The sequence below is a fragment of the Campylobacter concisus genome (assembly GCF_002913865.1).
GTDB classification, from domain to species: domain Bacteria; phylum Campylobacterota; class Campylobacteria; order Campylobacterales; family Campylobacteraceae; genus Campylobacter_A; species Campylobacter_A concisus_AM.
The window spans coordinates 1-22,470 of sequence record NZ_POYX01000015.1 but is presented as its reverse complement, the minus strand read 5'-3'; the positions used below and the strand labels follow the sequence as shown (position 1 = coordinate 22,470).

Below are 22,470 nucleotides of genomic sequence, written 5' to 3'. Positions count from 1 at the left end.
CTAAAATTCTTCTTGTGATTTGCTTGATTCTATTAATACCAAGGCTAGTGAAAATATATTTGCAATGACTGCGCCAATAGCTAATGAGTAACTAAGTGTCGCATTTTCAGATACTTGCAAAATAACAAAAGCTGGTATAAGGTGCAAATCAGCAACCAGAGAGCTTGCAAAAAGCTCAGCTGATAGTAAATTTTTAACGCCAATCTTAAGTAGCGTAGAAACTAAATTTATACTGGCTGCCACAAAAAGGGCGATCTCGTTTTTATCATATAAAAACTCCGCCGTAGTCGTAAGACTCATCAGCGCAAAAAATATGTAGATAACTTTTCCCCAGTTCATTATCCCTCCTTACACAACGCCTTTTTCAAACATAGCACGCTCTTTATCACGCTCTTTTTTGATCCTTTGCTTCTCAGCCTCTCTAGCTCTAAAATGCTCGATGCTAAATTTAAACCAGATAAGAAATGGTGATGAGATGTAGATCGAGCTGATCGTTCCTATAACTATACCAACGATAAGAATAAATGAAAACCCATGTATCATATCTCCGCCAAACAAAAATAGCACAACAACAGTCATCATCGTAGTGGCTGAAGTTAGGATGGTTCTTGAAAGTGTGGCTGAGACTGACTCGTTGATAACGCCCTCGATATCAGTCCTCTTGCTCTCTTTTATGCCTTCTCTAATCCTATCAAAAATGATAATCGTATCGTTTAGTGAGTAGCCAAGCACCGTTAAAACAGCAGCTAGCGTGTCCAAATTTACATCAATGTCAAATAGTGAAATAGCGCCAACAGTTATAACTATATCGTGAATTTCAGTTGCGATCGCAGCAAGCGCAAATCTCCACTCAAATCTAAATGTTATATAAAGAAGCACGCCAATTAGTGAAATTCCAAGAGCCATCAAGCCCTTTTGCCTAAGCTCGTCACCAACCTTTGGACCAACGATATCAACACGTCTTACTTCAAATTTTCCAGTATCTTTTAAAATTTGTTTTATCTCAGTACCGATGTCACCAGTTAAATTTGAGCTTGATCCAGAAAATCTAATAACAGCCTCATCCTCGCTTCCAAACTCAGTAACAGAGGCGTTTTTAAGCACTTCATTTGTGCCAAAAGCGTCACGAATTTTATCAAGTGGTGCTTTAGTGTCATATTTTAGCTGTATAAGCGTACCACCAGAGAAGTCGATGCCGTAGTTTAGACCCTTTGTTGCAAGCAAAAAGATCGAGCCAACAAATAAAAATATAGAAAGTGCCAATGAAGCAAATCTAAACCGCATAAAATCATAAACTTTTGCCTTAGTAAAAATTTGCATCCCTAGCTCCTTTTATAACCAAACCAAAGTCTGGTATTTCCGCTTTTTTCTATCTTATCCATAACCGCATCAAACATGCCATGTGTGCCTAAAATAGCCGTTAGCATCGAAGCCATGATACCTATCGCCATTGTCACAGCAAAGCCTTTAACTGGACCAGTGCCATAAGCATAAAGCACCGCAACTGTGATGATAGTAGTCAAGTTTGAGTCGATGATCGCACTCATAGCGTGCTCATATCCCTTTTGAACAGCTGTTCTTATCGCCACGCCTTCACGCAAAAGCTCGCGGATACGCTCATTTATGATGACGTTTGCATCAACAGCCATACCGATAGTTAGCACGATACCAGCCATACCTGGAAGCGTTAGCGTCGCTCCAAAAAGTGCCATGACAGCGACTAATATAACGACGTCTGCAACTAGTGCGATATTTGCAAAAATTCCAGAAATTCCATAATAAACTAGCATAAATAGCACAACCAAAACAGATCCAGCAGCAAGCGCTACCATGCTTTGGTTGATACTCTCTTGGCCTAAAGATGGGCCAACGCTTCTTTTCTCTAGCATCTTAACAGGTGCTAAAAGTGCGCCACTTCTAAGTGCGATCGCTACGTCGTGAGCTTCATCAAGGGTAAAACCACCGCTGATCTGGCCGCTGCCACCACCTATTCTTTCGTTTATAACTGGAGCTGAATAGACCTTGCCGTCAAGCACGATAGCAAGCCTTTTACCAACATTTGCGCCAGTAAAATCACCAAAAATTCTAGCACCTTCTGAATTTAGTGTAAAATTTATGATCGGTAGGTTGTTTTGCTGAGAGAATGCGACCTTTGCATCAGTTAGCATCGAGCCATCAAGCACTGGGATATTTTTAACGACGTATTTTACGCGGTCATTTTTAGCATCTTTAAAGATCACGTCGCCATAGCTCTCTGCCTCAGCCTCACTCATGGTATTAGCCTGATCTTGTCTTTTGTCATCAACTGCCATAAGCTGCAAGTGAGCAGCCTTTGCGATAAGATCTCTCGCTCTTTGCTCATCTTCTTCAGTCTTTATGCCAGGAAGTTCGACTAAGATATTGTCTTTACCTTGTCTAGCAACTGTTGGCTCAGCTAGACCAAACTGATCAAGTCTGTTTCTAATAGTCTCAACAGCTTGAGAGATCGCATACTCGATCGTATCAAGCCTCTCTTGCTCTGTTAGAGTGATGTGATAGTTTAGACCATCTTTTTTGATATCAAGCCCTTTTATCTCAGCAAGTGCCTTATCAACTTTTGGAGCCTCGTCACTATCAAGCAGCGCAAAATCAACACTATCTTCTTTTATCTTAAATTTATCAATAAGCACATCTTCTTTTTTAGCATAATAATTTATGCTTCCAGCGATTGACTTGATCTTAGAGTGGATGGCTTCGTTAGTTTCAACACCAAGAAGCATATGAAGACCGCCTTGAAGGTCGAGTCCTAATGAAATTTTAGCTCCACTTTGAGTCTGAAAAAAAGATGGCACCGAAAAGCCAAAACCAAAAATCAAGGCTAATATTAAAATAATCAGCCTATATGTAACTCTTGCGTTACGCATTATTTATCTTCGATCTTTTTAGCTACAAACTCGCGTGCTATACGAACGATTACATCATCGTTAAGTTTAACTTTGATAAAATCATTTTCGGCTTTAATCACTTCGCATATAAGTCCGCCATTAGTTACTATCTTATCGCCTTTGTCAAGAGCTGCAAGCATTGCTGCGTGGGCTTTTTGTTGTTTTTGTTGAGGTCTGATAACCAAAAAGTAAAATATGGCGAAAAGCACAACAAGAGGTAGTAATGATGTTAAAAAATCAGCGTTTTGCATGGATTTCCTTATTTGTAAGATTTTTAAATGGACATTTTAGCACTAAAATTATAATAAAAGCCTTTGTCGGTGCTTTTTTGCTTTCTAATTTCATTTTTTTAGCTATGGCTGAAAATCAAATTTTAAATTTCATCTCACCTTTTCTCACGCTAGCTGGAATTTACATCATCATAAATTTAAGCAGAGCTGGCTTTTTCGCAGCTGGATTTTTCACTGGGATTTTGTGGTTTTACTGGATCGGCTTTAGTTTTATCTACTATGAGCTTGTCTGGCTTATACCATTTATCATCCTCTTTGTAGCCCTTGTTTATGGGCTTTTGTTTTGGATAGCCTCTTTTCCAAGCTTTGTAGCACTAAGAGCCGTTTTACTATTTTTAATAAGCTATGTGCACCCATTTGGCTTTAACTGGTTTAACCTTGAAGCGACACTTGTTTTAGGGGCTTTTGAGCCAAATACTAGAGGGCTTATATTTATATTTTTAGCAGCTATTTCTTTGAGTTTAAAAGGTAAAATTTTAAAATTTATCCTAGCTTTTATCTGTCTGATCGCCGCCTTGCAGTTTAAAAGTAACGAGGCAAAGACTCTGCCATTTGACGTGGAGCTAGTAAATACTAATGTCGCTCAAAGAGTGCGCTGGGATAAAAGCTTGCGTATGGAATTTACAAATGAAAATTTAGACTTGATAAATAACGCCATAGCCGAGCAAAAACGACTCATTGTGCTACCTGAGAGTGCATTTCCACTATTTATGACAAATGAGCCACTGCTTGTTGATGAGCTAAAAGAGCTTTCAAAGAAGATAACCATCGTAGCTGGCGCGCTTGCCTATGAAAATAAGCAAATTTATAACTCTGCATTTTCGTTTCAAGATGGTAATCTTAGGCGAATGGATAAGAAATTTTTAGTGCCATTTGGAGAAGAAATTCCTCTACCAAATTTCATGCAAGATGCGGTAAATAAGCTATTTTTTGGTGGAGCTAGCGACTTTAAAAAGGCAGAAAATTTTAGCGACTATGAGATAGACGGAGTTAAGATCAGAAACGCTATCTGCTACGAGGCAACAAGAGAGGAGCTTTATAAGGGCGAATTTGACGTGGTTGTGGCTATCACAAACAACGGCTGGTTTGTGCCAAGTAGCGAACCTGTGCTTCAAAGGGTTCTTATAAAACACCTTGCCACAAAGTATAATAAAGCAGTCTATCATAGCGTAAATGGCTCAAAAAGCGAGATCATAAAGCCTAAAAAAGCATTTTGGGATGAGTTATAAAAGAAATTTAAAGTGGCTTTTTAGATAAAGCCACTTTTTTGATTATTTTTTTAATAAAGCCTTAAAGGTATCAACCGCATCAAGCTTTTCCCAAGGATATTTTGCATTTCCCACTTGACCTTTTGCAGCTACTTTTGCATATAAAAATGTCTCTTTGCTTGGTTTATCAAGACCAAATTTATTTGTTATCCAGCGAGGCGTCAGAGAAAAATGCTCGCTTACAAAATTTGAAAGCATATCGTCATTTACGCCGTTTGCGTGAGTTCCCATGGTATCAACGCTAACTGAAGTTGGCTTTGCAACGCCGATCGCGTAGCTTATTTGAACGATACATTTTTTAGCAAGACCAGCTGCGACTATATTTTTAGCTATCCAGCGCGCTGCGTAAAGTCCGCTACGATCAACCTTTGTGTAGTCCTTACTTGACTGAGCGCCACCGCCTATCGGGCTATATCCACCAAAGCTATCAACGATTAGTTTTCTGCCTGTTAGTCCGCTATCATGAAGTGAGCTATGATTTACATATCTGCCTGTTGGATTTATATAGATGATCGTTTTTTCTTTATTATATAGCTCTTTTGGAAGGCCAGTTTCGTCTATTAAATTTTGTATTAATGCGCGAAGCTCTTCTATCTTCATGCTCTCCACGCAAGGAGCAGATACGACGATAGTGTGGATACTTTGAGGTTTGCAGTTTTCAAAGTTGTCTTTACTACCGTAATCAATCGTAACTTGCGTTTTTATATCAACACCAAGCTTATCAGGGTTTGCTTTGGCAAATTTATAGACTTTTTCACAAAGCATTCTTGCATAAGTTATAGCTGCTGGCATAAATTCTTTCGCTTCGCAGCTCGCAAAGCCAAACATGATGCCTTGATCACCTGCTCCGATCTCGCCGTCACTTTGATCAACGCCTTGATTTATATCTGGGCTTTGTTGATTTAGGCAGACTTTGACCTCGATATCATCTGGGTGCAAGCACTGCTCTTTTGTAAAGTTGCTCTTTCCGTCATATCCAATATGTGCAAGAGCGTCTTTTACGATATTTTCGTAGTCTTTATAAGAGAGTTTTACTTTTGAGTTTATCTCTCCGCCTATTACTATGTTTTTTCCAGCTACAAAAACCTCGCTTGCGACGCGTCCATTTGGATCTTGCGTTAAAATAGTATCAACAATGCTATCAGCGATAATATCAGCACATTTATCTGGATGGCCTGGACTTACAACTTCAGAAGTAAATAGATACATTTTCGTCCTTTTCCTTGGTTAAATTTTCGTGCAATTGTAACAAATCTATATAAAAAGCCAATTAATCTTTTTAAATTTCTTTATATTTAAAAATCATTTAGCTAGAATCAACAAAAAACTAATTTATTAAGGTGTCAAATGAACATGTTTAAAAACATTGCAAGAAGATACGCCGACGGAAATTTGATCGTTCAAATTTTAGTTGGTATCGTCCTAGGTGCCCTAGTTGGCTTTTACACACACTATCAGGCAGCCCCTTACAACCAAATCTCAGCTAAAATTCAAACCATCCAAAAAGAGAGTGGCTTAAGCGTAGATGAAGTTATAAAAACTCGTCTTAGCCAAGATGAAGCAAAACAGCTTGATGAAGCCAAAGAAAAGGCTAGTTCGGCTGATTCTATCGCTGCTTCAGCCTCAGTTTTAGGAGATTTGTTTAAAGGCGCTCTAAAAGCGATCGCACCTATTCTTGTATTTGTTTTAGTTGCAACCTCTATCATTTTAAAAGATTTTGGTCATACAAAAGGCATGCAAAAAATCATCACACTCTACCTTGTTGGCACCTTTTTAGCAGCTGTTGTGGCAGTCATTGCAAGCTTTTTATTTCCTATCGAGATACCACTAAAAGGTCTGCAAAGTGCTGATATGTCAGCACCTCAAGGCATCACAAATGTATTAAAAGATCTTATTTATAAAATGGTTGAAAACCCAATAACCGCCCTAGCAAATGGCAACTACATAGGCATCATCACATGGGCGATAGGTGGTGGCATCGCTATGAGATATGCCACACCTGAGACCAAAAAGGTATTTAAAGATATAAGCGACGGCGTAACTCATATCGTTAAATTTATCATTAGACTTGCTCCATTTGGCATCTTTGGCATGGTTGCTATTAGCATTCATGACACTGGATTTGAGGCACTTGCAGGATATCTCAAACTGATCTTAGTTCTTGTTGGAGCGATGCTTGTAGTGGCATTTATCGTCTATCCAGCGATGGTTTTTGCACTAACTAGGAAAAATCCTTATCCACTTGTGATGATCTGCTTAAAGGAGAGCGCTATCTCAGCATTTTTTACAAGAAGCTCGGCTGCAAACATTCCTGTAAATATGGCACTTTGCAAAAAACTAAACCTAAAAGAGGAGCTCTACTCGATCTCTATCCCGCTTGGAGCCACCATAAACATGGGTGGTGCAGCAGTTACCATTAGTATCCTAGCACTTACTGCGGTAAATTCTATCCCATCTATCACGGTTACATTTGGCGATGCGCTACTTCTATGCTTCATCTCAGCCCTTGGCGCATGCGGCGCTTCAGGCGTGGCTGGCGGATCACTACTTCTAGTGCCATTAGCGTGCGGACTTTTTGGCATCGGCAATGACATCGCTATGCAGTTTGTCACAGTTGGCTTTACGATAGGCGTCATCCAAGACTCAGTTGAAACTGCGCTAAATAGCTCATCAGACGTGCTTTTTACAGCCGTGGCCTCAGAGACGTCAAACTAACCTTCATAAAATTTCAGCTAAATTTTGGCTGAAATTTTACTTTTATCCATTTTTTTGTAAAATGTCCCAAAAATTTAAAGGATAAATATGCAAATTTGGGATCTAAAAGCACTTTTTGCAAATGAAAAAGAGTGCGAACAAAACGCACTAAATTTACAAAAAGAGTGCGAGAAATTTAAAGATAAATACCTTGAAAATTATGAAAATTTAAAAACAGACCAGTTTTTAAAGGCATTTGGCGAATATGAAAGCTTGATAGCTAAAATTTCAAAAGTAATGACCTATGCTTTTTTAAATTTTGCCAAAGATACAAGCAAGGGTGCATTCTATGCAAAGATCGATGAGATAGCCACAAAAGCAAATGAAAATTTGATATTTTTTGAGATCAAATTTAATGAATTTGCCCCTAAAAAACAAGAAGAGATCATCAAAAGCTCTAAAAAATATGGCTACTATCTAAGCAATCTCGCCAAAGCAAAACCGCACCAGCTAAGCGTTGCTGAAGAAAAGGTCTTACTACGCACAGCAAGCACCGGAGCAGAGGGCTTTTCAAGGCTTTTTGATGAGAGCATGAGTAAGATGAGGTTTAAATTTAAAGGCGAGCTTTTAAATGAAGAGGAAATTTTAGCCAAGCTTCATGAGAGCGACCAAAGCGTGCGAAAACTAGCCGCCAAAAGCCTCTCTAGCGAGCTTAGCAAGCACCAGCACCTACTTGGCTATATATATAATATGATAAAAACTGATCTAAAAACTAGCTGCGAGTTGCGAAATTTCAAGCTTCCTGAAGAGCCAAGACACCTTGAAAATCAGATTAGTAAAAAAAGCGTTGATTCACTGATTGCTGTAACTGAGAAAAATTTTGACTTAGTTTCTAAATTTTACGAGCGAAAAAAAGAAATTTTAGGCCTTAAAAAGCTTTATGACTACGATAGATACGCGCCTCTTAGCAGCGAGAGCGAGTATAAATTTGATGATTGCAAAAAGATAGTTTTAAAGGCGTTTGGGACATTTTCACCTAAATTTGGCGATATAGCCAAAAGTGCCTTTAGTGACGGCTGGATCGACGTTTATCCAGCACCAAACAAGCGGGGCGGAGCATTTTCTCACTCAGGGTCAAGCGACACGCACCCTTATGTCTTGCTAAATCACACAAATCAGCGTAGAGACCTTTTTACGCTTGCCCACGAGCTTGGCCACGCCGTGCATCAAAAGCTCTCATATAGCGTAAGCTACCTAAACTCAGACACACCGCTAACCACGGCTGAGACAGCTTCAGTCTTTTGCGAGATGCTAGTTTTTGACCACATCAAAGACGGCCTTAGCAAAAAAGAGAAAATTTCACTGCTTGCTGGCAAGATCGAGGATATATTTGCCACGCTTTATCGCCAGATAAATTTCACCACCTTTGAGCGCGCCGTTCACGCACATGAGGGCGAGATCAGCCTAGATGAGCTAAATAAAATTTGGCTAAAAGAGAGCAAAAAGATGTTTGGCAAAAGCGTCACACTAAATGACTACTACAAAATTTGGTGGAGCTACATCCCGCACTTCATCCACACGCCATTTTACTGCTACGCTTACTCTTACGCACAGCTTCTTGTGCTTGCACTTTTTGGGCTTTACAAAAGCGGTAAATGCGAAAATTTTGTTGAAATTTACACCGAGTTTTTGAGCCTTGGTGGGAGCCTTAGCCCAAGGGAGCTTGTGGGTAAATTTGGCTTTGACATAGATGATAAAAATTTCTGGCAGATCGGCATAAACGAGGTTAAAAAGCTAGTAGATGAGTTTTTAGAAATTTCAAAAGGAATAAAATGTTAGACGAAATTTTAGACGATGAGAAATTTGCACTTTTGATGAAGATGCACGTCTATGAGTGCATTGATTTTTTGCTTGAAAAGGGGGTAAATTTCTCGGTTATGGCAAATTTGCCGCTAGTTAGCTTTGAGCCTAGCTTGCCAGATGAGATAAGCAGTGGCTTTAGCATGCCAGTCATCATGTTCTCACTTGGTGGCTACACGCTTGAGAGTACTATGCTAACGCAAGATGAGCTTAGCTTTGAGGCTGGCTTTGGTAGTGAAAATTTCGCCTCAGTGGTCTCTTTTCCACTTGGAGCGGTGGTTCAAATTTTGGTTGAAAATAGTCCGATCCTTGTAAATTTCTCTATCTACAAGCCAAAAGAGAAGCAAGTCGCTCACGCTAAAAAATCATCCTCAGTCTTTTTGCAAAACCCAAAAAATAAAGATATATTTAAGAAAAAATAGTAATTTTAAGCATTTTTGGCTAAAATCAAAAGAAAATTTAAAAAGCGAAAAATGGAAAATTTACTATCAAATTTAAACGAAGCCCAGCGCGAAGCAGCCACTCACATAGACGGTGCGATGCTCATACTTGCAGGAGCTGGCAGCGGCAAGACAAAGACGATCACGACTAGGCTTGCCTATCTCATCGGCGAGGTCGGCATAGACGCGGCAAACACTCTAACTCTTACTTTCACAAACAAAGCCGCCAACGAGATGCGCAGTAGAGCCATGGCGATGCTAAGCCAAAGCGGCAAAAACTACTCGCCGCTACTTTGCACATTTCATAAATTTGGACTTTTGTTTTTAAAGCTCTACATAGAAAAACTTGGCAGAAAAAACAACTTCGTCATCATCGACACAGACGATAAAAAGCGCATCATCAAAAGCTTTGAAAGTCCAGTCGCCACGGCGATACTCTCAAGTGAAATTTCAAACTATAAAAACTCACTTTTAAGCGTTGAAGAGGTCTATAAAAATGCAAATTTCTCCTCTTTTGACAAGAGCAAAGACAACTTTTACAAGCAAGCAGCGCAAATTTATGAAAAATATGAGGACTATCTAAAGGCGAACAACCTTGTTGATTTTGACGACCTGCTGGGACTTACATATAAAATTTTAGACGAAAACGAAGAGCTTGCGAGAGAAATTTCAAACCGCTATAAACACATAATGGTCGATGAGTATCAAGACACGAACGACCTTCAGTATAAACTGCTAAAAAAGCTCTGCCTATGCCACGAAAACATCTGCGTGGTGGGCGATGATGACCAGAGTATTTATGGCTGGCGCGGTGCAAAGATAGATAATATCTTAAATTTCAAAGATCAGTTTAGCAACGTAAAGATCATCAGACTTGAGAAAAACTACCGCTCGAGCGAGGCGATACTAAAGGCTGCAAACGAGCTAATAGATCACAACCGCAACCGCCTTGGCAAGAAGCTTGTAGGAACAAAAGGCGAAGGCGAAGCTGTAAATTTGATAGAAAGCTTTGATGAAAATTTAGAGGCTGGCAAGATCGCAAAAAACATAAAAGAGCTTTTAAGTAAAGGCGTGCAGGCCAAAGATATCGCGATCTTATACCGCATAAACGCGCTTTCTCGCTCACTTGAAGATGGGCTAAACAAAGAGCAGATCGCCTATAAAATGGTTGGCGGCGTTAAATTTTATGAAAGAGCCGAGATCAAAGATATCATAAGCTACTTAAGGCTGATAAACAATCCAAACGATGACTTTTCAATAAGACGCATCATCAACCGCCCAAAGCGAGGACTAGGCAAAGTAAGCCTTGATAAGCTAGAGAAAATAGCATTTGAGGGGAAAATTTCTATTTTCGAGGCGATCTCAAACATCTCTGATAACGATGAAGCCTTTAGCAAAAAGGTAAAATCAGCCCTTCTTGAGTTTGCAAACAACCTAAAAGAGCTTCAAGAAAGCGGCTCGGTTTTTGACCTCATAGATAAATTTGAAGCTAAATTTGGCGTCAAAAAATACTACGAGAGCTTACCAGATGGAGCTGAAAGAGCAGCGAACATCGATGAGTTTTACGCTGTTTTAAAAGATCAGATCAAGCAAAATCCAAGCTTTGATCTGGAAGAGTTTTTAAACGAGATCACACTAACAAGCGAGCAAGACGGCATTAGCGACGAGGCTATTAGTATCATGAGCGTGCATGCGAGCAAGGGACTTGAGTTCGAGCACCTTTTTGTGATCGGTCTTGAAGAGGGATTTTTCCCGTTAATTGGCGATGGTAGCGACATTGAGGAGGAGCGCAGGCTTGCTTACGTGGCGATAACAAGAGCTAAAAGGACACTTAGCCTAAGCTTTGCAAATTCGCGCTTTTACAAAGGTCAGCGCACGAGGCTAAATAAGAGTAGATTTTTAAGCGAGAGTGGTATCACGCATGGTTCGCTAGTTATCGAACAGAGCAATGAATTTAAAAAAGGCGACCTTGTTAAACATAAAATTTTTGGTATCGGCAGGGTGAGTGCGGTTAGCAAGATCAAAAAAGAGTTTAAACTGACTATAAATTTTGGTGGCAATGTAAGAGAGATCATGTCAAGCTTCGTGGAAAAGGCCGTATGAACGCCATTTTCGTGGCAAACAAGCCTGCTGGCATGAGCTCAAACCACTTTTTAGGACGACTAAAGAGAAAATATGGCGTTAAAAAGGCTGGATTTTCAGGCACGCTCGATCCATTTGCGAGTGGCTGTCTGATAGTCGCTTTTGGCTCGTATACGAAATTTTTTAGATTTTTAGACAAAAGCCCAAAGGTCTATGAGGCGACGATCTGGCTTGGGGCGAGCAGTCCAAGCATGGATAATGAAAATATCACTGAAATTTTAAATGTAAAAGAGCTAAGTTTAGAAAAACTTGAAGCCATAAGAGGCGAGCTAACTGGCAAGATAAGCTATATCCCGCCAAAATTTAGCGCCAAACACGTAAATGGCACAAGAGCTTACAAGCTAGCAAGAAGCGGCGAAGAATTTGAGCTAAAGCCAGAGACAATGGAAATTTATGAGAGTGAAATTTTGAATTATTCACACCCTTTTTTGACACTTCGTTTAAGCGTAAGTGAGGGGAGTTACATCCGCTCTTATGCAGAAATTTTTGGGCAAAAAGTTGGTTATAATGTAACTTTAAGCTCATTAAAGAGGGTAAGCGAGGGTAAATTTCGCTATGAAAATGAAAAATTTTTAAATATTTGCAATTTTTTAAATATTGAGCAAAACACGTATTTTGGGGATATTGAGAACATACTTGACGGCAAGAAATTAAAAATTAACGATTTTGAAACACAAACACAAGGAATTTATTTGCTAAATTATGATAAATTTATGAGCGTAATCCAAATCATGGATGATACTATAAATTACACTTTAAACAAGGTAGAAAAATGTTAATCTTAGCAAGAAAAGAAAACGAAGAAATTTTACTAGGTAACGACATAAAAGTCGTCGTAGTAAGTATCTCAAAAAGCACCGTTAAGCTTGGTATCGAGGCCCCGCGCAACACAATGATACTAAGAAGCGAACTGGCAAACGATATCAAAAACGAAAATATCCACGCCACCAAAAAAGCAAGCGAAGCCGATATCCACGAGCTTGCGAAAAAAATCGAGAAATGAAAAGCTTTGCAAAGATCAACGTATTTTTGAAGGTAGTTGGCACCAGAGGCAACTACCACGAAATTTTGTCACGTTTTGTTCTTTGTGAGCAGCTTTTTGATGAAATTTATTTTAAAAAGTCAAATTCTTTTGCTATCGAATGCGGCAACAAAGAGATAAAAGATAACATCATACAAAAAGCGATAAACGAGCTAAAAAGAGCTGGCTTTTCAAACGAGCTAGATGAGTTTTTTAGCTCTCAAAAAATCATCATCAACAAACAAATCCCAATAGGTGCTGGTCTAGGAGGAGGCAGTTCAAATGCCGCCACATTTTTACTTATGGTAAATGACGAGCTAAATTTAAACATAAAACGCGAAAATTTGATGCAGATAGCCTCTAAAATCGGCGCAGATGTGGCCTTTTTTGTAAGTGGCTACAAGGCAGCAAATGTAAGCGGCATAGGCGAGATCATAGAAGAATTTGACGATGAAGTACCAAATTTAAATATCTTCACGCCAAATGTTTTTTGCTCCACACCGATGGTTTATCAAGAATTTAGAAGCAATTTCTTACAATACATAGACGTTAATGCTGCAAAAAAGATGCAAAATTTAAAGAGCAAAGAGCTACTTGAAATTTATAAAAACGAGGAGCTAAACGATCTTTTTGCCCCATGCTTTAAGCTCTATCCACAGATGAATGAGTTTAGGGATAAATTTCTAAGCGGCAGCGGCAGTAGCGTATTTAGCGTAAAATAAAAGGTAAAATTTTGATAAAAGATCTAGCAAAAAACAAGAAAGCTTTGCACGACTTTAGCATACTTGAGACCTTTGAAGCTGGCATCGTGCTAAAAGGCAGCGAGGTCAAGGCTCTAAGGGCTGGCAGAGCAAATTTAAAAGATAGCTTTGTGCGCGTCATAAAGGGTGAGCTTTTCTTACTAAACGCCCATATCAGCTATCTTGAGACTACACACAGCGCATTTCGTCCAAATGAACGAGCAGCCAGAAAACTTTTGATGCACAGAAAGCAGATAGATAAAATTTTCGGTCAAGTCTCACAAGATGGGCTTACTTTGGTTGTTTTAGCACTTTATCTAAGCGACAAAAATATCGTAAAAGCAAGGCTAGCCCTTGCAAAAGGTAAAAATTTACACGACAAGCGCGAGACTTTAAAAAGACGCGAGGCAGACAAAGAGGCAAGAGCTGCCATAAAAAGATATGTTTAAGGGATAAGATGAAAAATTTACTCGTTTTAATAATCGCTTTATTTGCTTTTTTTGGTTGCGGCGATGATGAGAGCAGCAGTGCAAATTTTAAAGAATTTAGCCCAAATGAAGAGGTTAAACTTGTAGATGTGAGCGGCAAGGAGCTTACTTTGGTTAGAAAAGATCGCGGCTTTGCTATCAAAAATGATGAAAATAAGGTTTTAATGATCGACATTTTTGGCACATTTTGCCCGCCTTGCCAAAAAGAGGCAGCTGAGCTTACAAAATATCAGCTTGAAAACAAAGATAAATTTACACTAATCGGATTAACTCACTTTGAAAATGTCACAAATGAGTATGTTTTGCATGAATTTATGCAAAAATTTAATGCCTACTACTTCATAACAAACGATCAAAAGATAAATGACAGACTTGCCGAGCAGATCGTAAGAGATATTGAATACAAACATGAGATCGCACTACCTTTTAAGGTGGTGATAAAAAATGGCGAATATCAAATTTTAACAGACGTAGATAGCGGACAATACGGGGTAAAATACTATCTTGGCGGCATAAAAGTCACAAAAATGAAAGAAGATTTGGCAAAAATTTATGAAACAAAATAAATTTGCCTTATATTTGGAACATCATTTGCTTATAAAAATGTGAAAATTTATAAGGATTTTAAATGTTTGTTTTAGATAGATCAAAATCTAGCCCATTAGTCGAATCAGCCCTTGCAGGCAGAGAACTACGCCAAAAGCTCATCTCTGGCAACCTTGCAAATGTTGATACGCCATTTTACAAGGCTAGAGACGTAAGATTTGAAGATGTTTTAAGAGAAAAAGCAAATGAAATTTATAACGTTTTAGAGAGCAAAAAACTAAATTTAGCTAAAACAAACGAAGCGCACATGGCTGCGGTTGATTTTCCAAAAAGCGACACAGCTCAAATTTTCTTGCGTGATGGTCACATGGCTAGAAATGACGCAAATACGGTTGATCTTGATGTTGAGACAACAGAAATGGGCAAAAACACAGTTATGATAAACGCCCTTGATGGCGCATACAAGGCTCAGGGCAATATCTTTAAAAGCGTAATAGACGCAAGTGCTAAGAACTAGGAGAGATGATGTCATACTTAAATGATTTTGATATTAGCGGATACGGACTAAGCGCGCAACGCTTCAGGATGAACGTCATCAGCTCAAACATAGCAAACGCTCAAACCACAAGAACGGCTGAGGGCGGTCCTTACAGAAGACAAGAGGTCATCTTTAAAGAGATGAACTTTGATAAAATTTTAAACGATCAACTTAAAAACTCACAAAGTCTGCTTGATTATGAAAATCCACTCGATGACCCAAGCTCACCCAAAAACGCTCACCCTGCCCTAACTAGCGTGATCGTAGATAAAGTGGTGCGCGATGACAAGGATTTTCAACTAAAATACGACCCTAGCCACCCAGATGCAAATGCAAATGGCTACGTCGCATTTCCAAATATAAACCCAGTCATCGAGATGGCTGACTTGCTTGAGGCGACAAGAGCCTATCAAGCAAATGTAGCGTCATTTCAAAACGCAAAAACAATAGCACAAAGTGCGATATCACTCATTTCAGGACAAGCATAATGATAAATAGCATAAATTTAGATAAGTTAAACAAAAACGAAAATTCAAGCAAAATAGCAAAAGCAGGCGAAGAAGGCGGCTTTGAAAACGCACTAAACGACTCTTTAAAAGAGCTAAACAAGGTTCAAATAAACGCCGATAAAGCCATAGCTGATCTTGCAACTGGCGAGGTAAAAGACTTGCATCAAGCAGCTATCGCCATAGGCAAAGCAGAGACTAGTATGAAGCTTATGCTAGAAATTCGCAACAAAGCGCTAAGCGCATACAAAGAAATTTCAAGAACGCAAATTTAAGCCATTGAATGAATTCCAGAAAATCAAAAATAACCATACTTTTTTTATTAATTACTTTTGGAATTTCAATCTTTGTGCTTGTTATATTTTACAGAGCAAGCATCGAGCGAAAGCTTCCTAAGCTTCAAACAAGCGACGTAAATACCGCAATCCGAGGCAATATCGTCACGAAAGACGGCTTTAGCATCTCATCAAGCCAAAAACTCTACAAAGTGATGCTTGATACCAGAAACATCGATCCAAACAAAAAAGAGATGTTCATCAAGCTCTACTCACTTTACAGCGGCGACGATCCAAATAAAGTAAGAAAGATCATAAACGGCACAAAAGGCCTTGTCACGCTCTCTTACAGCATCGATGCAAAGGGCGCCACCTATCTTCAAGAGCTTTCCAGAAAGCTAAACCGTAAGGGCATTTTGATCTCGTATCTTGATCCAAAGACTGGGCTTGCATCATTTCAAGGTATGCGCGTGATGGAGAGCGGTCAAAACCGTAAATTTATGTCAAAAGACGCCTTAACGCCAGCTATCGGCTATGTAAGCAAAACAGAGAGCGACGCACTTACCAAAAGTAAAGGCGTAAAAGGGCTTGAGAGATACTACGAGGACTACCTAGCTCCGATACAAAACGCCAAAATCCTTGGCCCACGCGATATTGGCAACAATATAATCTTAACCAGTGATTCAAATTTAGCAACAAGGGTTGATGGCTACAACGCGGTGCTTTCTGTACCGCTTAAATTTCAAACCAAGCTAGAGCAAATTTTAGATGAAAAACGTGAATTTCTAGACGCAAAAGAGCTAATCATCTGCATAATGAATAGCAAAAATGGCGAAATTCTAGCCCTAGCTTCTAGCTCAAGATACGATCCTTCAAATATCAGAAAACAAGATTATAGCGCACTAAATTCGACCGCAAGCGAGTATGCATACGAGGTTGGATCAGTTTTTAAGCCATTTATCTTCTCGATACTACTTCAAGAAAAAAAGGTAAATCCTTTTGAGCTAGTAAATACCTATAACGGTCGCTATCAGCTAGGCAAAAGGATCATCAAAGATACCCACCCAGAGCCTTTTATGAGTGCTGAAGACATCATCGTACACAGCTCAAACATCGGTATGATCCAGCTAGTAGAACGCCTAAATGGTCCGCAAATTTATCAAGGGCTTTTAAATTTTGGCTTTTCAAGAAAAACTGGCATCGACCTGCCATACGAGCAAGTAGGCATGATGCCAACGGTTACTAAACTAAACTCATCAACCTATAAGGCAACAGTTAGCTACGGATACGGTCTGCAAGCGACATTTATGCAGCTTTTAAAAGCCTATAACACCTTTAATAACAAAGGCATCGAGGTGACGCCGCACATGGTGGCATATCTTGAGCGAAACGGCAAGCGCTACGATCTGCCAAAAGCAGAGCCAGCACAGGTCATCTCGCAAGAGACCGCAAAGATAATGAAGAGAATTTTGATAAAAACAGTTGAAAAAGGTACTGGCTTAAAGGCATTTACACCAGGTCTTGAGATAGGCGGTAAAACTGGCACCGCGCACATCGCTTCTGGCAAAGGCGGATATAGCAACACCTACAATGGCTCCTTTTTTGGCTTCGTAAACGACACAAGAGGCAACAGCTACACCATAGGCGTTTTAGCAAGAGATCCTAAAAAGCCTTACTACTACTTTGGTGCGCAAAGTGCGTTGCCGACATTTAAAAAGGCCGTTGATCTAATGGTTGAAGATGGCTATTTATTCCCAGATCCTAATGTCATAGCCGAGTTTGAAGCTAAAAAAGACAAGCTCAAAAACGACAAAGCAAAGCAGAAACCAGCATTAGATTAAATTTAACTTCTAAGATAAAAATATTAAATTTCAAATTTAGAGTTTAAAGTAGAAATTTGGATCTAGGCAAGCAGCCTAAATCCAGAATTTATGCAAGTCCAAGTTCATTTAAGACAGAGCTTAAATTTACAGAATTATTTGTATTTTTACCAAGGCTATTTTGCTTCTCAAGCAGTGTTTGGCTAGTAAGTGCCATGTTTAGCTCTTTGCGGTAGTCACTTAAAATTTTATCCATTATTTTAAGTAGCTCATTTTTTTGATCCTGCGTTTTGGTCGGATCATTTATGCTTAAAAGCTCAGTTAGCTCCTCTTTTTTCTGAGCTATTTTCTCTTCTATCTTGTTTGAATTTAGCTCATTTATAAAGCCAGCAGCGCCAATTTCTGTAAGCCTTTTCTTAAACTGCTCAAGCTTATCTGAAACCTTTGCCTCGCTTGTGATCTTATCAAGCGTTAGACTTAAAATTTCATCAAAACTATTTTTTTTATCTTTAGCTTTGCTAGAGCCTGACTGCAACAAATAATCGATAATATCGTTATTTTGAACCTTCATACATCTCCTTTTAAATTTGAGATACTTTTTATAAGCAAGATTTATTCCTAAAGGCTAAATTCTCTAGCGTTTTTTGACTTTTCTAGGATAAAGCTAGCAAATTCATCACTAAAATTTGGACACTGAACGACTTTGTAAAAGTTGAAATTTAGCTCTTTAGCAAGCTTAGCATACTCGATAACTAGCTCAAAAATGGTCTCAGAGTTGTCTATACAAAAAGATAGTGGATAGATAAGCGCTTTTTTATTTTCGCACTTTGCCAAAGCCTCGTTTAGTGATGGCTCTAGCCATTTAACTGGACCAAGGCGTGACTGATAAGCAAGGCTCACATCTTTAAAATTTAGCCCCTGCTCTTTTAGCATTTTGCCTAAAATTTGCACATGTTCGTTTATGTGTTTTTCGTAGATATCGCCATTTTCTATGATCTTGCGAGGCAAAGAGTGCGCTGAAAAAATGAGGCTAATATCGCTTATATCGGTATCTTTTACCGCTCCCTGAATATGAGAGATAATGATCTTATTGTAAGCGTCATCATCATAAAATGGCTCGCAAAGTGAAATTTTAGCTTTAAATTTAAGCTCCTCTTTTGCCTTTTTAAAATCAGCTAAGCTCGAAGTTATCGTAGTTTGCGAGTGATGAGGATAGAGTGGCAAAAGCACTATCTCATCAAATTTTTCATACTTTTTAAGCACATCTTTTACGAATGGCGAAGTGTAGTTCATAGCAAAATCAACCGCTTCAAATTCATTTTGCAAGCTTGAAATTTTCTCACAAAGCTTAGCAGTAAGCTCGCAAAGTGGCGACTTTCCGCCTATTTGCTCGTAGTTGTGTTTTGCAGTTTTTAGCCTACCTTTTGTGATCATGAAAGCTATAAATTTTCTTAAAAATTTATTTTTTATACCCAAAATATACGGGTCATTAAACATATTTGTTAAAAAAATTTCGACATCATCAAGGCTGTTTGCACCGCCCATATTTAAAAGCAAAAGAGCTTTTTTCATCAAAATAGTTCTCTTATCTTTATCGCATCATCAATGTTTGAAAGCTCGCTGCTTTCGCCACTTTGGCAAAGATCGTAAAAGGCCTCGTATTGCGCTTTTAGTTCGCTATTATTTGTATCTATCTTTAAATTCATCTGTCCATTTTCGCTCACTTGATGAAGCTTGTGATCGATGAGATCGCCAAAATAGACGCCATTTTTCGCATTTACCTCTATCTTAAAGCGCTCTAGTGAGCCACAAAATGAGTCAGTGATATGCACTAGAATTTGATTTTTACTTTTAAAGCTTATCGCCGCGTTATCGGCACTCTTGGCATTTGTCTTGTTTGTTTGAGTGTAGTAAAAGTCGCTGACTTCTGAATTTATGATATTTTTTGCTAGGTCAATGTCAGAAACTGAGAGCTCATTTATGATATTTCCGTCGCAAAGTGGCTTAAAATGAGCGATAGAAATGCTATAAATTTCCTCCTCTTTTAAAAGCGCTTTTTTAAGTGACAAGATAGTTGGATTAAAACGCTCTGAAATTCCTGTGCAAACCCTAGTTTTGTTTGTTTTGGCGGCATATTTTATCTCTTTAAGATCGGCGATACTTTTAAAAACTGGACGTGAAATGAGGATATTTTGGCAATATTTTGCGCACTGGCAAAATGCCTCAACCAGCTCCTCTCTTGGCGAGCAAAGCACGACTGCTTGAGGCTGGGCAACCTCTATAAATTCTTTAAAATCAGTATAAAAATCAGCTCTGCAAAACTCATCAACATTGTCTTTGTCAAAAATGCCACAAAGATAAATTTGTAGAAATTAAATTTAACCCACCTTTTCATATAAATTCAAATCCAAAAAGTTTTAGAGCTTAAATTTGGACGGCAGTTTAAAGGCATTTTGGCAAAATTTGCAAGGCAGATAAATTTGACCTATCTTAAATTTAAAAAGCCAAATTTACCTTCAAAAAGCAAAATTCTAGTTTCTACGCCTATACTCTTCGTAGTCTAGCTCACGGATCATTTTAACCTCGCCATTTTCTTTTAAAAGCAGCAGATCAGGCAGTTTTATGCCGTTAAATGTCGTATTTTTCACGATGGTGTAGTGGATTTGATCTTCAAATATTATGCGGTCGCCGATTTTTAGCTCACTATCAAATTTAAACTCCGCATCGCCCGCCTCAAGCCCCACGATATCGCCAGCTAGGCAGGTATTGCCGCCAAATCTATAAACGAATTTGCCATTTTCACTCTCGCCTCTAACGGCTGGTCGGTAAGGCATGAGCACGGTATCTGGCATGTGCGCCTCGGCTGAAGTGTCAAGGATGGCGATATCTTTCTCGTTATGTACGATGTCAAGCACGCTACTTATCAAAAAGCCAGTTTGCCAGCCCACGGCCTCGCCAGGCTCCAGATAGACCTCTACGCCGTACTTCTCGCGAAAGCGTCTGATGATCTTTATAAGCAGCTCCACGTCGTAATCAGCCCTCGTGATGTGGTGGCCGCCGCCCATATTTATCCACTTCATCTTTGGTATAAACTCGCCAAATTTCTCCTCAAATGCCTCCAGCACGACCTGCAAACTACTTGCACTCTCCTCGCAAAGCGCATGAAAATGAAGCCCAGTGATACCATCAAGAAGCTCTGGCTCAAAATTTGCCCTTGTAATGCCAAGTCTGCTAAATTTACCGCATGGGTTGTAGCTATCAGTTGGGGCTAGTGAGACCTCTGGATTTACTCGCAGGCCGCAGACGATGCCATTTTGCAGAGCAATGCCTTTAAATTTTTGCCACTGTGCAAAAGAGTTAAATGTGATGTGCTTTGAAATTTTTAAAATTTCATCAAAGTCCTCATCTTTAAAGGCTGGACTATACGTGTGGATCTCGCCTTTTACGTACTCGCTCGCAAATTTGGCCTCGTGAAGCCCACTGCAAGTCGCTCCGTCAAGATATGAGCCCACCATATCCATCACGCCGCTAAAAGCAAAGCCCTTAAGAGCTACTAAAATTTTAGCTCCGCTTTGCTCTTTGACATACTTTAAAAGCTCTAAATTTTTACGTACTTTTGCCTCTTCGCAGACGTAGGCTGGGGTTTTTATGCTTTTTAAAATTTCGTCCATTTGCTTTCTCTTTTGTAAATTTTCAAATAAGTATATCTAAATTTATTTTTAAGTAAAATCAGCAAAAATTTCAAAGGATAAAATGTGGTAGAGATCGAATTTCTTGGGCCTATCGGGCTTGAGAGTATAAAAATAGAAGCAAAAAATTTAGGCGAGGTAAAAGCGGCTTTAAGCGAGAAAGAAGAGCTTAAAAAGTGGCTAAATATCTGCGCTGTGGCTGTAAATGACGAGATCGTGAGCGATATAAATTTCGCTCTTAAATCAGGCGATAAAATTTCTATCTTGCCACCAGTTTGTGGAGGCTAAAATGCAAATTTATAATGGAAGCTTGGACGTTCAAAGCATCACAAACGAGTGGTATGATAGGTTTAAGGATAAAAACTGCGGCGCGCTCATCACTTTTGTGGGCATAGTGCGCGAAGAGGGCGGGATTTCGGCGCTTAGCTTTGATATCTATGAGCCGATCCTTAAAAAATGGCTAGACGCTTGGCAGGAGAGAGCCAAAAAGGAAAATGCCTACGTGCTCTTTGCTCACTCAAAAGGCGATGTGGCGGTGCATACGAGCTCTTATGTAGCAGGCGTTGTTAGCCCTCAAAGAAAGGTCGCGCTAAGGCTTATAAACGAGTTTGTCGAGGACTTTAAGGCAAATGCGCCGATCTGGAAATACGACGTGATAAATGGCGAGAGAATTTACGCCAAAGAGCGCAGCCAAGCGATAAATGGCGCTGGACTTTTGGCATAAGAGGGCAAAGATGATAACCAAAGAGAGTAAAAAAGATGTTTTTTGGGCGCTTGCCTTTGGGCTTGGGCTCTTTGTCTTTAGTGTCGCTAGCTACTTTTATCTTGATCTTGGCACGCCCTCTCTTTTTGGCATCATCGTTGGCGCCGTTTCAACCTTTTTTTGCGTGAGAAAAATTTTGCAAAACAACTTTTTTGAGATAGATGATGATGGATTTGTCATCACAAAAGGCTCAAAAAATATTAAATTTTTCTTCAAAGATATCGACGAGATCGCCATTAAAAGCTTTGGCGATAAGAAAAAGGTCGATGCGCTAAGTGTTAAATTTAGAAAAAATCGCCTCGATAGAGATGCGTGTTTTGGACTAGTGCAAGCGCTTGGCGATGATATGATAGTTATTTTTGATAGATATGAGCTTTCGCAATTTACACTTTCAAAAGAGCTTCGAGATAGGCTCGCTAAATTTAAAGATAGGGCTTAGTTAGGTAAAAATTAATTATTTTTACCC

At 39.2% G+C, this 22,470-nt stretch carries 26 protein-coding genes; 17 read left to right on the top strand and 9 right to left on the bottom strand.

Annotated features, from left to right (window positions below):
* The 4 genes from CYP77_RS00655 to yajC are packed head-to-tail and all read right to left on the bottom strand — an operon-like array spanning position 1 to position 3,175.
* On the bottom strand, positions 1-339 hold the full coding sequence (locus tag CYP77_RS00655; RefSeq protein WP_002942000.1) for a DUF6394 family protein: 339 nt from the start codon (positions 337-339) through the stop codon (positions 1-3).
* Positions 340-348: 9 nt separating this feature from the next.
* Entirely contained in the window at positions 349-1,320 is a 972-nt protein-coding gene (secF, locus tag CYP77_RS00650; RefSeq protein ID WP_103567379.1) for a protein translocase subunit SecF, read from the bottom strand.
* A gap of 2 nt (positions 1,321-1,322) precedes the next feature.
* Positions 1,323-2,903, bottom strand: coding sequence for a protein translocase subunit SecD (gene secD, locus CYP77_RS00645; protein WP_103567380.1), 1,581 nt, complete (start codon positions 2,901-2,903; stop codon positions 1,323-1,325).
* Positions 2,903-3,175, bottom strand: coding sequence for a preprotein translocase subunit YajC (yajC, locus tag CYP77_RS00640; protein WP_002941849.1), 273 nt, complete (start codon positions 3,173-3,175; stop codon positions 2,903-2,905). The genes secD and yajC overlap by 1 nt, the downstream gene beginning before the upstream one ends.
* On the opposite strand from yajC, the gene CYP77_RS00635 reads away from it, so the two are divergent.
* Positions 3,151-4,443 (top strand): apolipoprotein N-acyltransferase, encoded by a 1,293-nt coding sequence (locus CYP77_RS00635; protein WP_181001443.1) that lies wholly within the window; start codon positions 3,151-3,153, stop codon positions 4,441-4,443. The two genes, yajC and CYP77_RS00635, sit on opposite strands and share 25 nt — an antisense overlap.
* Before the next feature lie 42 nt (positions 4,444-4,485).
* Here CYP77_RS00635 and metK read toward each other — a convergent pair whose 3' ends face one another.
* Entirely contained in the window at positions 4,486-5,691 is a 1,206-nt protein-coding gene (gene metK / locus CYP77_RS00630; protein ID WP_103567382.1) for a methionine adenosyltransferase, read from the bottom strand.
* 138 nt (positions 5,692-5,829) lie between these two features.
* Here metK and sstT point away from each other — a divergent pair, with 138 nt between their 5' ends.
* The 13 genes from sstT to CYP77_RS00565 all read left to right on the top strand — a co-directional run bounded on the left by sstT (position 5,830) and on the right by CYP77_RS00565 (position 17,573).
* Complete coding sequence (sstT, locus tag CYP77_RS00625) at positions 5,830-7,197, top strand: serine/threonine transporter SstT (RefSeq protein ID WP_410002960.1); 1,368 nt, start codon at positions 5,830-5,832, stop codon at positions 7,195-7,197.
* Positions 7,198-7,284: 87 nt separating this feature from the next.
* Positions 7,285-9,015 carry a M3 family oligoendopeptidase gene (locus CYP77_RS00620; protein ID WP_103567383.1) on the top strand — a complete coding sequence of 577 codons (1,731 nt, stop codon included), beginning with the start codon at positions 7,285-7,287 and terminating at the stop codon, positions 9,013-9,015.
* Positions 9,009-9,458, top strand: a complete 450-nt coding sequence (locus CYP77_RS09895; protein ID WP_103599663.1) for a hypothetical protein — start codon at positions 9,009-9,011, stop codon at positions 9,456-9,458. The genes CYP77_RS00620 and CYP77_RS09895 overlap by 7 nt, the downstream gene beginning before the upstream one ends.
* A gap of 51 nt (positions 9,459-9,509) precedes the next feature.
* The gene (locus CYP77_RS00610; RefSeq protein ID WP_103567385.1) at positions 9,510-11,579 is read left to right on the top strand and encodes an ATP-dependent helicase; all 2,070 of its coding nucleotides are present in this window, start codon (positions 9,510-9,512) and stop codon (positions 11,577-11,579) included.
* Entirely contained in the window at positions 11,576-12,397 is an 822-nt protein-coding gene (truB, locus tag CYP77_RS00605; protein ID WP_103567386.1) for a tRNA pseudouridine(55) synthase TruB, read from the top strand. The genes CYP77_RS00610 and truB overlap by 4 nt, the downstream gene beginning before the upstream one ends.
* Entirely contained in the window at positions 12,391-12,621 is a 231-nt protein-coding gene (csrA, locus tag CYP77_RS00600) for a carbon storage regulator CsrA (protein ID WP_002941828.1), read from the top strand. The genes truB and csrA overlap by 7 nt, the downstream gene beginning before the upstream one ends.
* Complete coding sequence (locus CYP77_RS00595; RefSeq protein WP_103567387.1) at positions 12,618-13,361, top strand: 4-(cytidine 5'-diphospho)-2-C-methyl-D-erythritol kinase; 744 nt, start codon at positions 12,618-12,620, stop codon at positions 13,359-13,361. Before csrA ends, CYP77_RS00595 begins: the two co-directional genes overlap by 4 nt.
* A 14-nt stretch (positions 13,362-13,375) precedes the next feature.
* Positions 13,376-13,828 carry an SsrA-binding protein SmpB gene (gene smpB, locus CYP77_RS00590; protein WP_035142320.1) on the top strand — a complete coding sequence of 151 codons (453 nt, stop codon included), beginning with the start codon at positions 13,376-13,378 and terminating at the stop codon, positions 13,826-13,828.
* Positions 13,829-13,836: 8 nt separating this feature from the next.
* Positions 13,837-14,433, top strand: a complete 597-nt coding sequence (locus CYP77_RS00585; RefSeq protein ID WP_103567388.1) for a TlpA disulfide reductase family protein — start codon at positions 13,837-13,839, stop codon at positions 14,431-14,433.
* Positions 14,434-14,495: 62 nt separating this feature from the next.
* Complete coding sequence (flgB, locus tag CYP77_RS00580; RefSeq protein WP_103567389.1) at positions 14,496-14,930, top strand: flagellar basal body rod protein FlgB; 435 nt, start codon at positions 14,496-14,498, stop codon at positions 14,928-14,930.
* Positions 14,931-14,938: 8 nt separating this feature from the next.
* Positions 14,939-15,439, top strand: coding sequence for a flagellar basal body rod protein FlgC (gene flgC, locus CYP77_RS00575; RefSeq protein ID WP_012139981.1), 501 nt, complete (start codon positions 14,939-14,941; stop codon positions 15,437-15,439).
* Positions 15,439-15,732: a flagellar hook-basal body complex protein FliE gene (fliE, locus tag CYP77_RS00570; RefSeq protein WP_021089607.1), complete on the top strand. Its 294-nt coding sequence runs from the start codon at positions 15,439-15,441 to the stop codon at positions 15,730-15,732. Before flgC ends, fliE begins: the two co-directional genes overlap by 1 nt.
* 8 nt (positions 15,733-15,740) lie before the next feature.
* The gene (locus CYP77_RS00565; RefSeq protein WP_103567390.1) at positions 15,741-17,573 is read left to right on the top strand and encodes a peptidoglycan D,D-transpeptidase FtsI family protein; all 1,833 of its coding nucleotides are present in this window, start codon (positions 15,741-15,743) and stop codon (positions 17,571-17,573) included.
* Between the two features lie 88 nt (positions 17,574-17,661).
* Here the strand turns inward: CYP77_RS00565 and CYP77_RS00560 are convergent, their stop codons facing one another.
* From CYP77_RS00560 to nspC, 4 genes are all read right to left on the bottom strand, one after another.
* A complete protein-coding gene (locus tag CYP77_RS00560) occupies positions 17,662-18,123 on the bottom strand; it encodes a hypothetical protein (protein ID WP_021084467.1) in 462 nt (153 codons plus the stop codon).
* A 47-nt stretch (positions 18,124-18,170) separates the two neighbouring features.
* A complete protein-coding gene (hemH, locus tag CYP77_RS00555; RefSeq protein WP_103567391.1) occupies positions 18,171-19,124 on the bottom strand; it encodes a ferrochelatase in 954 nt (317 codons plus the stop codon).
* Positions 19,124-19,807 carry a hypothetical protein gene (locus CYP77_RS00550; protein ID WP_181001937.1) on the bottom strand — a complete coding sequence of 228 codons (684 nt, stop codon included), beginning with the start codon at positions 19,805-19,807 and terminating at the stop codon, positions 19,124-19,126. Before CYP77_RS00550 ends, hemH begins: the two co-directional genes overlap by 1 nt.
* Before the next feature lie 276 nt (positions 19,808-20,083).
* Positions 20,084-21,223: a carboxynorspermidine decarboxylase gene (nspC, locus tag CYP77_RS00545; protein WP_103567952.1), complete on the bottom strand. Its 1,140-nt coding sequence runs from the start codon at positions 21,221-21,223 to the stop codon at positions 20,084-20,086.
* 84 nt (positions 21,224-21,307) lie between these two features.
* On the opposite strand from nspC, the gene CYP77_RS00540 reads away from it, so the two are divergent.
* From CYP77_RS00540 to CYP77_RS00530, 3 genes are read left to right on the top strand one after another with little or no spacing between them, the layout of a single operon-like run.
* Positions 21,308-21,529, top strand: a complete 222-nt coding sequence (locus CYP77_RS00540; protein WP_103567953.1) for a MoaD/ThiS family protein — start codon at positions 21,308-21,310, stop codon at positions 21,527-21,529.
* Between the two features lies 1 nt (position 21,530).
* On the top strand, positions 21,531-21,965 hold the full coding sequence (locus CYP77_RS00535; RefSeq protein WP_103567954.1) for a molybdopterin synthase catalytic subunit: 435 nt from the start codon (positions 21,531-21,533) through the stop codon (positions 21,963-21,965).
* Positions 21,943-22,443: a molybdate transport repressor gene (locus tag CYP77_RS00530; protein ID WP_181001936.1), complete on the top strand. Its 501-nt coding sequence runs from the start codon at positions 21,943-21,945 to the stop codon at positions 22,441-22,443. Before CYP77_RS00535 ends, CYP77_RS00530 begins: the two co-directional genes overlap by 23 nt.
* Positions 22,444-22,470: the final 27 nt, after the last annotated feature.